We start from the raw sequence: 13481 nt of genomic DNA, 5'->3' as shown, positions 1-13481 counted from the left end.
ATCCCCTTACCGCAGGTCGGTGACGCGGTAGATCCCAACCGCGACGCGGAGGCTCCGGCGCAGCACGTCGGCCTCGGCGACGTCACGCAGGAGGCGGTCGTGCAACCGCACGTAGTGGTCGATCTGGCGCTCGAGCGCGGCCGCGTCCATCGCCCCCGGGGGCAGCAGCATGACGTTGAGCCGGCCGGCGGCGCGGTCGCGATCGACCGACCTGAGATCGTTGGCGATCCGGACCGCGCGGGCGGCGGCCGTGAGCGCCATGTCGGTCCGTGCCCCGGCAACGGACGCCGGGTCCGGTCCGGCGAGGATGAGCAGGGCGTAGGCGAAGCTGCGGTAGTTGACGTGGTGGGCCGCGACCGAGAGGTACTCCACCACGGTCGGGGCGGCGGCGCGACGCTGACGTATCGCTTGCGCGCGAACGGTGTGCTGCACGCCGGTGTCGATCGCGACGCACAGCGCGTCGGAGAACCGATGGAGCAGCGCCGGCGACGCCGAAGCCGCCCGCAGCGACTCGACGAGCTCGGCGAGCATGGTTTCCAGCACGTGCGGCGCCCCGCTGCCGGCGGGCGCTGCCCGGGCGACCCTCGAAAGACGGGCGGCCAGCCCGGCGAGCACCGCCGCGTCCGCGGCCGTATCGTCCAGTTCGTCGTCAACGAGGAAGGTCCACAGGGTGTAGCGTGCGAGGACGGTGAGCCGGGCGACGTCCAGGTCGGGCGTGATCGCCGCCACGACCCCGGCGAGCCGCATGGCCAGGCCGAGGTCGACGTCGGCACCCCCGGCGCGCCCCCACCGGCACAGGTCCGTGCCGATCGCCTGCGCGACTGCTTCCGCTTGCTCGCACCCCTCGGCCACGATCACGACGTACCCCCTACCGGAGCCAAGGCAGGACTTGCCGCGCTGACCGTCACACAGCGTCGTTCAGCGTTGTTCTCATGGTCACCCTATATCGATGGCGACCACAACCTCTCCGGCCATCTCCGGTGATGTGATCATGCGCACGGTGTCCGCGGGCCACCGCGAAACGCCGGGGCCCCGCCCGCTCTCCGCTACATTGGCGTGCGGCGAAACCGGGCAATGGAGGGTGGTGCCGAGATGCTCGTGACGCAAACCGTCGACGTGTCGGAGCTGCCGGCCAAGGAACGGTTCGACTACTGGTCAGACCTTATTGCCCGGGAGGCGTTGCCGCAGCTTTTCGAGAGCGAGCACGCCGGCGACTTCAACGCCTGGATGCGGGTGACGGAGCTGGGGAATATCCGGCTCTCGTCGTTCAGCTACCCGTCGCTGTACACACGACGGACACCGAGGATGATCCGTCGCGGCGACCCGGAGCTGTATCAGCTGTCGCTGCCGACCACGGGCCGCAGCGTGATCGCGCAGGGCGGTCGCGAGTCAGTGCTGAGGCCGGCCGATTTCGCCCTGGTCGACTCCTCCCGCCCTCATGAGGCATCCCACAGGGTCCACTCGGCGGGCCCGTCGCAGCGGCGGGCCGGGTCGATCACCGTCCTGGTCCCGCACGCCGTGCTGCCCCTGCCGCGCGCCAAGGTCGGCCAGTTGTTCGCGGCGCGCCTGCCCTCCGATGAGGGGATGGGGGCGCTGCTGGGGCAGTACCTGCTGCACATCGCGAAGCATCCTGAGCAGTACGAGGCGTCGGACGCGACGTTCCTCGGCAACACGGCGCTGGACCTGATCGTCGCGATGCTCGCCCGTCAGCTCGACGCGTTGCCGATGCTGCCGGTGGACGCCCAGCACCGCGCGCTGCGCACCCGGATCAGAGCATTCATCGACCAGAACCTCGGCAACCCGCGGCTGACCCCGAAACTGGTGGCCGCGGCCCACAACGTCTCGTCCCGGACGTTGTACCGGCTGTTCCAGGACGAGCCGATGACGGTTGCCGAGCTGATCCGGATGCGCCGCCTCGAGCGGTGCAAGCGCGACCTCGTGCTGCTGGACCGTTCGACCGCGGCGATCGCCGCCCACTGGGGGTTCTCGAGCAACACCCACTTCAACCGGCTGTTCCGGGCAACGTTCGGGGTCACGCCCCAGGCGTACCGCGAGCAGGCTCGGCAACCGGGGTCAACCGCGGTGTAGCCCTCCTGCTCGCAACGTTGGCGCCAATTGTCAACGGGTTGGCGGTGGCTGTCATCGGCGAAGATCGGAACTGCCGCAGACTGGTTCGGCACCAAACGTGCGAACGGGGGATGGGCATGGCGGCGCCGCGGGCCGCCAGCTCATTGACGATGTGGCTGAGCCGGTGGTGAGCGCCGCGGCGGCCTTCACAGGCCGTACTGCTCCAGCAGGCGCAGCCAGATTTCGCTGACGGTCGGGAACGGCGGGACGGCGTGCCACAGCCGATCGAGGGGGACCTCCGCGTTCACCGCGATGGTGGCCGAATGCAGCATGTCCGCCAGGTCGGAGGCGACGAAGGTGGCCCCGAGCAGCACCCGGCGGTCCTCGTCGACGACCAGCTTCGCCCGGCCCGTGTAGCCGACGCCGCGGACCACGGCGCCCGCGACCTCGCCGATGTCGTACTCCACCGTCCGGACGTTGAAGCCGTCGGCGCGGGCCCGCGCCTCGGTGCGCCCCACCATGCTCACCTGCGGCTCGGTGAACACGACCTGGGGCGCGCCCCGGTCGTCGGCGGTGTCGCGCAGCCCCGGTGCCTCGTCGGGGGTGCCGTTGGCGCGGGCGGCGATCACGTCGCCGCACACCCGGGCCTGGTACTTGCCCATGTGGGTGAGCAGGTTGCGGCCGTTGACGTCGCCGACGGCGTACAGCCAGCCGTCCGCGACGGCGGTGGTCCGCATGCTGGCGTCGACCTCGAGCGGGCCGTCCACGCGCAGGCCGATCGTCTCCAGCCCGATGTCGTCGACCGCCGGCCGGCGGCCGGTACCGACCAGGATCTCGTCAGCGTCGATCCGTGCACCGTCGTCGGTGTGCACGGTCACCGGGCCGCCCGGCACCGGCCGCTCGACCTGGGCGACTGAACGGCCGAAGCGCACGTCGATGCCCGACTCGCGCAACGAGCGCGCCACCAGTTCGCCGGCGAACGGCTCGGCCTGGGTGAGCAGCCGCTCGCCGCGCACGAGCATGGTCGTCTCCTCGGCGCCGAGGGAATGCAGCGCCTGGGACATCTCGCACGCCACCGGCCCGCCGCCGATCACGACCAGCCGCTTGGGTACCTGCTGGACGCTGGTCGCCTCCCGGTTGGTCCACGGGCGGGCCTCGGCCAGCCCGGGCAGCGCGGGAATCGCCGGCTTGCTGCCGGTGGCGACGACGACGGCGTGCCGGGCCCGCAGCGTGCGTGTGCCATGCTCCGCCGTCGCGACCTCGGCCTGCAGCGGCCCGGCCAGCCGTCCGTGGCCCCGCACGAACGTCGCCGGGAACTTCTCGATCACGTTCACCGCGTGGCCGTCGTCGTGGTGGGACACCGTCTCGTCGCGGCGGGCCAGCACCTCGGGGGCGTCGATCGGGCCGCGCAGGTGCAGCCCGGGCATCCGGTCCACCTCGGCCGCGAGCTCCATCGGCCACAGCAGCGCCTTGCTCGGTATGCACGCGTAGTACTCGCACTCGCCGCCGGCCAGGCGCTCCTCGACCACGGCCGCGCTCAGTCCACCCCGTGCGGCGCGCGCGGCAACGGTCACCCCGACCGGACCCGCGCCGATCACCACCACGTCGAAGACGTCGTCCTTGTCCGCCATGACGCATCCCTCCCAGCGCCGGATGTGCAGTCCCACGTACCTCCCCGGCAAGCCGGCGATCGAACCGGTGATCCGGTAGGAACCGGTGATCCGTAGGAACCGGCGCGCAGGAGACTCGCAGGAGCTATCGGTGGGCCGGCCGCAGGACACGCTCGCGGGCCGCCGTCCCGGTCGCCGGGGTGACGGCGTCGATGTCGACGAGGAGGTGGCGGGGGCCGCGCAGTGTCGGGTTGGGCCGGTACGGCGGCGGGTCGGCGACGAGGCGGGGGTTCACCAGCCGGCGGGCCAGCGCGGGCAGGGCGACCTGCGTCTCGACCCGGGCGAGCGGGGCGCCGTAGCAGTAGTGGATGCCGCTGCCGTAGCCGAGGTGGACGTTGTCGGTGCGGTCGGGGTCGAAGCGGTCCGGGTCGGGGAAGCGGCCGGGATCACGGCTGCCCGCGGCGAGCATCAGCGCGATCGGCGATCCCCGGGGGATGGTGGTGCCGGCGATGTCGATGTCGGCGAGGGCCGTGCGGCTGGTCAGCAGCTGCACCGGCGGTTCGTAGCGCAGCAGCTCCTCGACCAGCGGGGTGACGAGGTCGGGTTCCTCGCGCAGCCGGTCGAGCACGTCGGGGTGGCGCAGCAGGGTGAGCATGCCGTTGGTGATGAGGTTGACGGTGGTCTCGTGGCCGGCGACCAGCAGCAACGCGCAGGTGCTGAGCAGGTCGGCGCGGGCCATCGGCGCGTGGGGGCCGGTGTCGGTGAGCAGTCCGGAGATCAGGTCGTCGCCGGGGCGGGCGGCGTGGTCGTCGGCCAGCCCGCCCAGGTACTCGCCGAGTTCGCCGGTGATCTGGTTCCGCCTGCGCTGGCGTTCGGCGAACGTGCCGGTGGTCGGGTCGGCGGTCTCGACCAGCCCGTCGGCCCAGTGGTGGAAGCGCGGCTGGTCCTCGCGGGGGACGCCGAGCAGCCGGCAGATCGCGGTGACCGGCAGCGGATAGGCGAAGTCGTCGACGATGTCGATGCGGTGCCGGCCGGCGAGGTTGCCGATCAGGTCGTCGGTGGTCTCGGTCAACCACGGGCGCATGCCCTCGATGCGCTCCGGGGTGCAGGGCGGCCCGAACGGCCGGGTGGCCAGCTCCCGCAGCCGGTCGTGTTCGGGCGGGTCCCGGCTGATGAAGGACAGCGGCAGCCCGGGCAGACCCTCGGCGAACTCGGCGCGGCTGCGGGGGTCGGAGCTGACCCGGTGGTCGTGCAGCAGCATGAGGATCTCGGCGTAGGTGCTGACCACGTACGTGCCGTCGGCCTCCCGCGTCACCGGGGTCCTGCGCAGCTGCGTGTAGAGCGGGTACGGGTTGGCCCGGTTGGCGGGGTCGAGGATCTGTTCATAGATGCTGGCCTGTGCCATGACGGTGCCTTCCTCGGTGGTGCGGCGCCGGCGGGGGCGCGCCGGCACGTCAGCGGTGGTAGATCAGCTCGGCGCGGCGCTCGCTGGGGTCGTGGCCGGTCACCGAGACGGTGGCGTGGCGGTTGCGGATACGGTGGTCCGGAATCTGCGCCGCGACCGGCCGCTCGTCGGTCGGCTCGTCAACCCCGCGCAGATCCGGCGGGAACGGCGCGCCGGCCTCGATCAGGGCCTGGTACGACTCCAGCCATTTGCCCTGGTCGAACCCGACCGCGGCGGTCAGGCGGCCGCGGTAGCCGTAGGCGGCCACGAACCTGCGCTGCGCCACCGAACCCTGGGTGATGACGACCTGGTCGGCGAGCGTCGGCACCCCGACGGATTTGATGTTGGTGCCGAACTGCACCGACCAGAACACGGGGACGGCCAGGTGCGGCCACCGCTCGGCCGGGGCGCTGATCATGTTGTGGGCGGCCACCTGGGCCTGGGCGACCGCGTTGCCCCAGTGCTCGAGCGCCAGGAACTGGTAGTCGTACAGCGGGTGCGGGAAACGGGCCACGTCACCGGCGACGAACACGTCGTCGGTGACCACGCCGTTGATGTCGAAGGCGCGGCAGCCGGCGTCGCAGCCGACCCCCCATTCGCCGACGGCCAGGCCGCAGTCGTACAGCCATTCGGTGTTGCGGACCGCGCCCAGCGCCACCACGGCCACCTCCGCGTCGATGGTGCTGCCGTCGGAGAGGTGGGCGCGGCGCAGCCGCCCGGCCGTGTCACCCTCCAGGCGTGTGACGGTGACCCCGCAGCGCAGGTCGACGCCGTGCTCACGCTGCAGGTCGGCGGCCACCGCACCGATCACCCCGCCCAGCGCGCCGACCAGGGGCGTGGGCCCGCGCTCGACGAGGGTGACCGCCAGATCGCGGTCCCGGCAGGCCGAGGCGACCTCCGAGCCGGTGAACCCGCCGCCGATGACCAGCACCCGGCCGGGCCGGGCGGCCAGCCGCTGCTGCAGGCCGGCGGCGTCGTCGCGGGTCCGCAGCACGAACACGCCGTCGAGGGCGGCCTCGTCCGCGTTGAACCAGGGCCGGGCCCGCGTACCGGTGGCGATCAACACGCGGTCATAGTTGATGACGCCGCCGTCGCCGAGGCGGACCTGCCTGCCGGCGGGGTCCAGCCCGGTTGCCGGCACGCCGAGCAGCCACCGCGCGCCGAGCTCGTCGACGCGGGGTAGCGTGGTGTGGTCCGGGGGTACCCACCCGTCGAGCACCTGCTTGGACAGCGGCGGACGGTCGTAGGGCCGGTACGGCTCGTCCCCGATCATCGTCAGGGAGCCCTTGAAGCCCTCCCGGCGCAGGGTCGCCGCGGCGGTCAGGCCGGCCAGCGACGCGCCCACGATCACGATCCGGCCGCTGCGGCGGAAGGCCTCGAGCGCCGCGCCATGTCCGTCCGGCGACGGGTGCCCGCCCGTTCGCGACGGTGCGGCCGTCCTCGCCGACGCCGCCGGCCCGGTCCTCGCCGACGCCGCCGGCCCGGTCGTCGCCGACACTGCCGGCCCGGTCGTCGCGGACTCCATGGCGGCCTCCCGGTCGTCGACGTGGTCGACCAGGATGGCCTGCACCGGGCAGGCCGCCGCCGCTCGCAGCACCCGCTCGCGCTGCACGTCGCTGGGCTCCGGGTCGTACATCAGCGCCTCGGCGCCGCGCATCCGGAACACCTCGGGAGCAAGGAAGGCGCACTGCGCGTACCCCTGGCAGCGCGTCAGGTTCACCACCACTCGCATGACCGAACCCCCCGACAAGCGGCATTGCCCATTCCCCTGCCCGGCCGTCCGACCGGCAAACCGCAAGGCGCCGGCCGCAACAGCCACTACGCAGGAGAACCGGGGGTGGGGGCAGCCGGGATGGTGGCCTGCAGCAGGGTGCCCTCGCCGGCGCGGCTGGTGATGGTGAAGTCTCCGCCGAGTGCCTCGACGCGGTCCTGCAGGCCGGTGAGGCCGGTTCCGCAGTGCGGGTCGGCGCCTCCGATGCCGTCGTCGTGGATCGACAGGCACAGCATGTCGTTGCGGGTTGACGTCTGCACGTTCACGACTGTGGCGCGGGAGTGTTTGGCCGCGTTGGCCAGCGCTTCGGAGACGATGTAGTACGCGGCCGTCTCGACCAGCGGGGGCATGCGCTGGTCGGTGTGGAGGTCGAGGTCGACCGGTATCGGGGATCTGCGGGCGAGTGCCTTGAGCGCGGTTGGCAGACCGCCCGAGGCAAGCAACGTCGGATGGATGCCCCGTGAGATCTCCCGCAGGTTGTCCATCGCCTTGTTCAGGCTGCACAGGGCGCGGGACAGCTCGTCCCTGGCCTGCTGCATCTCCGGCGGCAGGACGGCCTGCGTGGCACTGAGCTGCATCGCGACGGCGAGGAAGTGCTGGATCGCGCCGTCGTGCAGGTCGCGCTCGATGCGCTGGCGGGCCTGGTCCGCGGCGGCAACGAGCCGGGCCCGGGACGCGGCGAGCTCAGCCTTGCTGTGGGCGTTGGCGATGGCGGTCGCCGCAAGGTCGGTGAAGTCCGCGACGCGTGCCTCGGTGTCGGCCGGCAGGGGCTCGGGCCGGGTCCACGAAACGCCGGCCACGCCCCACAGCCGCCCGTCGACCACGATCGGCACCCCGACCACGGAATGGATACCCAGGTCACGGGCCATGGCGGCGAAGGGGCCGGCCGCGTCCTCGAACCCGTCCACTCTGGCCGCGCGGCCTGTGTTGCGCACCTTGACCAGGACATTCTCACCCTCGATGGGCCAGCTCATCTGGTCCGAGCCTTCGTCGGCGAGGTTGGTCGAGACAACGCTGGCGGTGCCGTCGGGCTCGTAGCGACACAGCCAGGTGCTGTATTCACCCAGCAGCCCGTGCAGCTCGGTGGTGATCGCATGGAAGACGTCGGGCGGGGGACTACCGTGGGCCACGAGCTTCGCCACCCGCCCGAGCGCGGTTTGTTCGGCGGCGAGCCGGCGCAGCTGCTCACGGCTGGTTTCCAGCGAGTCCAGCACGGCCGCACGTTCCCGGCCGGCGTGCAGCAGGGACGCCAATGACGGCACGACGCAGTCCTGCAGCCGCCGGATCGTCTGCTCGGGCACGTCGGCCGGCACGATCAGGGTCCCGAGCTGGACAGTGCTGGCGCGCAGGGGAAACGCGAGGTGCCGGTCATCACCGGGGACGGCCGCGAGGTCGATCGCGGCGTCCGGCAGTTGGAGGGACCGCGCGATGCACTGTGCGACAGCGGGCAGCACCGAGGGAAGGTCGTCGGCGTGCAGCAGCAGCCGGGCCATCCCGGCGGTGAGATCAGACTCCTCGGCCTGGACGGTGCGCAGCCGGGACAGGTCCGCCACCGTACTCGTGGCCACCGCGACGATGAGCAGGGCCGCCAGCTCGACGACCTGCCGCATGTCCGAGGCGGCGAACCGGTCGACGGGCTGGACGTGGAAGAAGACGAAGGCCGCCGTGCTGACCACCGCGGTGGCGAGCCCGAGCCACATGCCCCACACCATCGAGGCGACCAGCACGCCGACGATGTAGACGAAGCCCGGGAAGTACGATGCCATGACCGACTGCAGCGGATAGACCAGCAGGGTCTCGACCGCGATCAGCAAGGCGGCGACCGCGATCCCCAACCCGCGGGGCGGGGGTGTCGGTCGCACCAGCCGGGACAGCGAACCGACATGCACCGTCACCAGTCTAATGCGACTTTTGCGCCGCATCGGGCTGCGGGCGATACCACCCGCAGGCCGTCACACCGCCGGTTGCGTGAGGTCGTACCGCACGGTTGCCCGCGTGCGCGGCGGCCGGCCGTGGACGCCCAGCCGGCCGCCGTGCGCGTGGGTCAGTCGCTTGCGTGGCCCGGGTTGCGCCGCTTGACGTACAGGTGGTTGCCCTGGGGGCCCGTCCACTCCAGCTGGACGACGCCGGGCACGGCCGAGTCGCCGATGCGCGAAGGGTCGGCCCAGTAACCGAAGTTGGGGTTGCGGAAGAACGTCGCCCACAGCTTGCCGCTGCGATCCACGAAGATGTTGTTGTGGCCGGCGCCGACGCCCAGCGTCCACCGCTTGGAGTACGGCCCCTCGAACCTGTCGGCGACGGCGACGATCGCGTCGTACTGGAACTGCACCCGGCCCGGGGCGGCCGTGTCGTAGCCGTACCGCGTGGTGCCGTCGGGCCGGGCCGACGTCCGGTCCCACGCGGCGTGGACGAGGAAGTACTTGCCGCCGTACTTGAACACGTACGCGCCTTCCAGGTACGGCTCGGGCGCGTAGGGCGACTGCTGGAACGCCGGGAGGTTCGTCGTGGGGACGATGTCCTCCATGTCGTCGCGGAACTTCGCATACAGGTTGTTGTGCAGCACGAGCCAGGCGTCGTCACCCTCGGTGTACAGGCCGCCGTCGATGTGGTGGTAGGCGCCGGGCTTGATGAAGGCCGGGCCGCCGATGAACGAGTCGCCGAAGGGCTTGTTCAGGTTGCCCTCGATGAGCCGGTACGGGCCCTCGGGGCCGCCCTCGCTCACCAGCATGAACGAGCCGACCTTCTGGGAGTGGTCGCCCATGCACGCGACGATGTACCACCTGCCCTGGAAGTAGTGCACCTCGGGCGCCCAGACGTTGCCGCGCTTGCCGAACTGGGTGTCGTACCAGTACTCCTGCCACGGCGCGACCACCGTGCGCCCGGGCCCGTTCTCACCGGCGAACTCGGGCGACCACACCTTGCCCCGCTCGGCGTCGGGCCGGATGCCGGTGGTGTCGGCGAGCCGCCACGGCCCGTTCAGCGACGGGGAGGTCCACAGGAAGATGCCGTCGTTCCACGGGCCGGCGGCGTCGAGCCCGGGCACGCGGGTGGTGCCGGTGGCGACGTAGACGGGGCGGCCGCCGACGTCGAAGTAGTTGACGTACGTGTCGCGCATCCAGACCCGGCCGAGCGCCTCGTCGCGGGGGCGCAGCTCGAGCGGGAGCACGAACGAGTTGTCGTCGCGCGGCCACAGGTCCAGCCGCGTGTCGGCGAGGCCGTAGGGCTCGAGCTCGGGCCAGTTCAACGGATACGGTCGCTGGGAGGCGGCCGGGGGATCGGCCTGCACCGCGTGCGCGGCGGTCGCGGGCAGCGCCGCGGCGGCCAGCAGGCCGGCGGCGCCGGCCAGCAGGGAACGCCGGTCGATGGGCAGACCGTTGCCGGAACCGGTCATCAGTCACGTCCTCCTCATTCAGGCAGGACCTCGATGCCCTGCGGGAGGCCAGGCTAATAAGAGCTATTTCGACAGTGAACAGATGACAAAAAAGCGTTTTCGCCGATCGCCCGGCCGGGTGCCGCAATACGGCAGAACGTCGTATGGCGGATGAGAAGCAGGAGCTTGCGGGCGGCCGATGACGGGCTCCGGATGAATTGAGGTTGAATTTTGCCGGATCGTTGACGGAAAAATTCACCGCTGTAACGGTGGTCACCATGCCGACATCCGGTGGACTGCGTGCGCTTGTCCGGCTCACGCATGAGGAGCGCGTATTACGCACCCTGCGCGAACAGGGGGCGCTGAGCCGTAGCCAAATTGCCCGCGCCGTGGGCCTTTCGCGTTCCACGCTGTCCGAAATCACCGGCAGCCTGCTGCAGCGCGGCGCCATCGTGGTCGTCGACACCGACGCGGCGAAGCGCGAAGGCAGCGGCCGGCCCGCCGAGCGGCTCGCCCTCGACCCCTCCTCCGGGCAGTTCATGGGCGTCGACTTCGGCCATCGCCGGGTCTGCGTCGCGATCGCCGACGCGTCGCACGAGATCATCGCCTCGGGCGTGGAGCGGTACGTCGACGACGCGCCCTGGCCGGAGCGGCTGGACACCGCCTTCCGGCTCATCGACCGCCTCCGGAAGGAGGCCGACGTCCACTTCGGCGCGCTGCAGGGCATCGGGATCGGGGTACCCGGCCCGCATCACGCCCCGCCCGCCGCGCACCCGCGCCTGCGCGAGCTGCCGCCCGGCGGCCCGCGCGACGACGTGCACGACGTCGGCCCAGCCTTCGCCGCCCGGTTCGACACGCCGGTCCTGGTGGACAACAACACCCGCTTCGCCGCCCTCGCCGAGGCGATCACCGGCAGCGGCGCCGTTGCCGACCTGCTCTACGTGCGGATGTCCGACGGCGTCGGTGGCGGTCTCGTCGTCGGCGGCCGCCTCGTCACCGGGTCGGCCGGGCTGGCCGGCGAGTTCGGCCACGTCGGCGTCAACGCGCACGGCGCGTCGTGCCGATGCGGCAAGAACGGCTGCCTGGAGACGGTGGCCTCGGTGCCGGCCATCCTGGCCAACTGCCGCACCCGCGGCGTCCCGATCAACAACCTCGACGAGCTGCGCGCGGCGGTGCAACGGTGCCACCCGGTCGTCGACCAGGTCCTGCGGGCGGCGGCCGCCGCCGTGGGCTGGGTCGTCGGCGCGGCGGCGATGGCGCTGAACCCGGCCGAGATCGTCATCGGCGGCGACATCGTGCGCATCGCCCCCGTCATCGTCGAGCAGATCCGCTCCGCCATCGCGTACGAGCTGCTGCCCAGCGTTTCGGCCGCACCGGTCGTGCGCGCGGCGGAGCTCTCCGACGACGACGGCTCGCTGGGCGCGCTCGCCGCGCTGTTCCACAGCTCGCCGCTGCTGGCGGGCTACCCCGAACCGCCGAAGACCCGGGCAGCCGGCGGCGTGGGCGAGTCCCGCGCCCTGCCGCCCACGATTGAAGGAGTGGACCATGGCCGTCGTCACTGATACGGCTGCGCCCACCGACACGGGCGGCCGCAACGGCTCGCCGCAGACCCGACGCGGACGCCCCCGCGGGCTGCCGCTGCTGCTCAACGCCGTGTCGGTCCTGCTGGGCATCGCGATCTGGTGGATCCTCGCCGCGTCCGGCCTCACGATACCGTCGCCGGTCGAGGTGGTGCAGCGGGCCAAGGACCTGCTCGCGGACGGCACGCTGGAGCAGGACATCCTCGTCAGCCTCGCGCGGGTGTTGGCCGGGTTCGTCCTCGGCACGGCGGTCGCCATCCCCGTGGGCTTCCTGATGGGCTGGTACGGCCCCGTCCGGAGCCTGATCGAGCCGTGGGTGCAGTTCTTCCGCACGATCCCGCCGCTCGCCATCATCCCCCTGGCGATCGTGCTGATGGGCATCGACGAGACGCCGAAGATCTTCGTGATCTTCCTCGCCGCGTTCCTGTCCTGCGTCATCTCGACGTTCCAGGGCGTGGTGAACGTCGACCGCACGCTCATCAACGCCGCCCGCGTGCTCGGCACCCGCGACCCGGGCATCTTCGCCCGCGTCGTGGTGCCCGCGTCCACTCCGTTCATCCTCGTCGGCATGCGCGTCGGCCTCGGCTCGTCCTGGGCCACGCTGGTCGCCGCCGAGCTGATCGCCGCCCAGCAGGGCCTCGGCTACCGGATGCAGAACGCGCAGCTGTACTACGACCTGCCGACGATCTTCGTCGGGCTGATCTCCATCGGCATCCTCGGCCTGCTGATGGACCGCGTGCTGCTCCTGGCCGAACGCCGGCTCACCAGATGGCAGGAACGCCGATGACCCCGAACCGCATGGCCCCGGGCGCCGGGCAGCCGGCCAAGATCTCCGTGCAGGAGGTCACCAAGACGTTCGCGCTGGGCCGGGAGACGTTCACCGCGCTCGACCGCGTCTGCCTCGACATCGCCGACAACGAGTTCGTCACCGTGGTCGGGCCGTCCGGCTGCGGCAAGAGCACGCTGATGAACATCCTGGCCGGGCTGGAGACGCCGACCGAGGGCCGCGCGCTCGTCGACGGTGCGCCGGTCTGCGGGCCGGGCCCCGAGCGCGGCGTCATCTTCCAGCAGTACGCCCTGTTTCCCTGGCTGACCGTGCGCAAGAACGTCGAGTTCGGCCTGAAGACCGCCCGCGTGCCCCGCGCCGAGCGGCGCGAGCGGGCCGAGCACTTCATCCGCATGGTCGGGCTGGAGCAGTTTGCCGACGCGCTGCCGAAGATGCTCTCCGGCGGGATGCGCCAGCGCTGCGCCATCGCCCGGGCGTACGCGGTGAACCCGTCGATCCTGCTCATGGACGAGCCGTTCGGCGCCCTCGACGCGCTGACCCGGGTCAAGCTGCAGGAGCAGCTGCTCGACACGTGGAGCAAGGAGCAGCGCACCGTCTTGTTCATCACGCACGACGTGGACGAGGCGGTGTTCCTCGCCAACCGCGTGATCGTCATGGCGGCCCGGCCCGGCCGCATCTACGACGTCGTCGACGTCGACCTGCCCTATCCGCGCTCGGAGGAGTTCCGGCTCAGCCCGGAGTTCGCCGCCCTGCGCAACCGGGTCTGGCACTCCGTCTACCACCAGGACGGCCGCACCGCCGCCTCGTCAAACCCCGCGCCGTCGGTCACGCCGGCCTGAAAATTCGAAGGAA

At 71.7% G+C, this 13481-nt stretch carries 10 protein-coding genes; 4 read left to right on the top strand and 6 right to left on the bottom strand.

Annotation, left to right across the window (positions count from 1 at the left end; genetic code table 11):
- Positions 1–6: 6 nt before the first annotated feature.
- Positions 7–858 carry a terpene synthase family protein gene (locus tag ACQEVU_RS33910; RefSeq protein ID WP_433330818.1) on the bottom strand — a complete coding sequence of 284 codons (852 nt, stop codon included), beginning with the start codon at positions 856–858 and terminating at the stop codon, positions 7–9.
- A gap of 234 nt (positions 859–1092) precedes the next feature.
- Between ACQEVU_RS33910 and ACQEVU_RS33905 the strand changes: the two genes are divergently transcribed.
- Positions 1093–2088 carry a helix-turn-helix domain-containing protein gene (locus tag ACQEVU_RS33905; RefSeq protein WP_433330816.1) on the top strand — a complete coding sequence of 332 codons (996 nt, stop codon included), beginning with the start codon at positions 1093–1095 and terminating at the stop codon, positions 2086–2088.
- Positions 2089–2273: 185 nt separating this feature from the next.
- On the opposite strand, the gene ACQEVU_RS33900 is transcribed toward ACQEVU_RS33905, so the two are convergent.
- From ACQEVU_RS33900 to ACQEVU_RS33880, 5 genes are all read right to left on the bottom strand, one after another.
- Positions 2274–3698 carry a dihydrolipoyl dehydrogenase family protein gene (locus ACQEVU_RS33900; RefSeq protein ID WP_433330814.1) on the bottom strand — a complete coding sequence of 475 codons (1425 nt, stop codon included), beginning with the start codon at positions 3696–3698 and terminating at the stop codon, positions 2274–2276.
- Between the two features lie 124 nt (positions 3699–3822).
- Positions 3823–5130 carry a cytochrome P450 gene (locus ACQEVU_RS33895; RefSeq protein WP_433330812.1) on the bottom strand — a complete coding sequence of 436 codons (1308 nt, stop codon included), beginning with the start codon at positions 5128–5130 and terminating at the stop codon, positions 3823–3825.
- 1 nt (position 5131) lies between these two features.
- The gene (locus ACQEVU_RS33890) at positions 5132–6853 is read right to left on the bottom strand and encodes an FAD-dependent oxidoreductase (protein ID WP_433330810.1); all 1722 of its coding nucleotides are present in this window, start codon (positions 6851–6853) and stop codon (positions 5132–5134) included.
- 86 nt (positions 6854–6939) lie between these two features.
- Positions 6940–8781: a DUF4118 domain-containing protein gene (locus ACQEVU_RS33885; RefSeq protein WP_433330808.1), complete on the bottom strand. Its 1842-nt coding sequence runs from the start codon at positions 8779–8781 to the stop codon at positions 6940–6942.
- Between the two features lie 155 nt (positions 8782–8936).
- On the bottom strand, positions 8937–10283 hold the full coding sequence (locus ACQEVU_RS33880) for a family 43 glycosylhydrolase (protein ID WP_433330806.1): 1347 nt from the start codon (positions 10281–10283) through the stop codon (positions 8937–8939).
- A gap of 257 nt (positions 10284–10540) precedes the next feature.
- Between ACQEVU_RS33880 and ACQEVU_RS33875 the strand changes: the two genes are divergently transcribed.
- Genes ACQEVU_RS33875 through ACQEVU_RS33865 form a run of 3 tightly spaced genes read left to right on the top strand, consistent with a single transcriptional unit; the run spans position 10541 to position 13468 of the window.
- Complete coding sequence (locus ACQEVU_RS33875) at positions 10541–11824, top strand: ROK family transcriptional regulator (protein WP_433330804.1); 1284 nt, start codon at positions 10541–10543, stop codon at positions 11822–11824.
- Positions 11808–12629: an ABC transporter permease gene (locus ACQEVU_RS33870; RefSeq protein ID WP_433330802.1), complete on the top strand. Its 822-nt coding sequence runs from the start codon at positions 11808–11810 to the stop codon at positions 12627–12629. Before ACQEVU_RS33875 ends, ACQEVU_RS33870 begins: the two co-directional genes overlap by 17 nt.
- Complete coding sequence (locus ACQEVU_RS33865; RefSeq protein ID WP_433330800.1) at positions 12626–13468, top strand: ABC transporter ATP-binding protein; 843 nt, start codon at positions 12626–12628, stop codon at positions 13466–13468. Before ACQEVU_RS33870 ends, ACQEVU_RS33865 begins: the two co-directional genes overlap by 4 nt.
- Positions 13469–13481: the final 13 nt, after the last annotated feature.

Origin of the sequence: Dactylosporangium sp. CA-139066, assembly GCF_050936175.1 — a bacterium.
GTDB lineage: Bacteria > Actinomycetota > Actinomycetes > Mycobacteriales > Micromonosporaceae > Dactylosporangium.
This window is presented reverse-complemented; position numbering and strand designations above follow the sequence as displayed.

Bases quoted from the DNA above. Each gene is read 5' to 3' on its own strand.
- ACQEVU_RS33905 (WP_433330816.1), top strand. From the start codon at position 1,093: ATGCTCGTGACGCAAACCGTCGACGTGTCGGAGCTGCCGGCCAAGGAA.
- ACQEVU_RS33900 (WP_433330814.1), bottom strand. From the start codon at position 3,698: ATGGCGGACAAGGACGACGTCTTCGACGTGGTGGTGATCGGCGCGGGT.
- ACQEVU_RS33890 (WP_433330810.1), bottom strand. From the start codon at position 6,853: ATGCGAGTGGTGGTGAACCTGACGCGCTGCCAGGGGTACGCGCAGTGC.
- ACQEVU_RS33880 (WP_433330806.1), bottom strand. From the start codon at position 10,283: ATGACCGGTTCCGGCAACGGTCTGCCCATCGACCGGCGTTCCCTGCTG.
- ACQEVU_RS33875 (WP_433330804.1), top strand. From the start codon at position 10,541: ATGCCGACATCCGGTGGACTGCGTGCGCTTGTCCGGCTCACGCATGAG.
- ACQEVU_RS33870 (WP_433330802.1), top strand. From the start codon at position 11,808: ATGGCCGTCGTCACTGATACGGCTGCGCCCACCGACACGGGCGGCCGC.
- ACQEVU_RS33865 (WP_433330800.1), top strand. From the start codon at position 12,626: ATGACCCCGAACCGCATGGCCCCGGGCGCCGGGCAGCCGGCCAAGATC.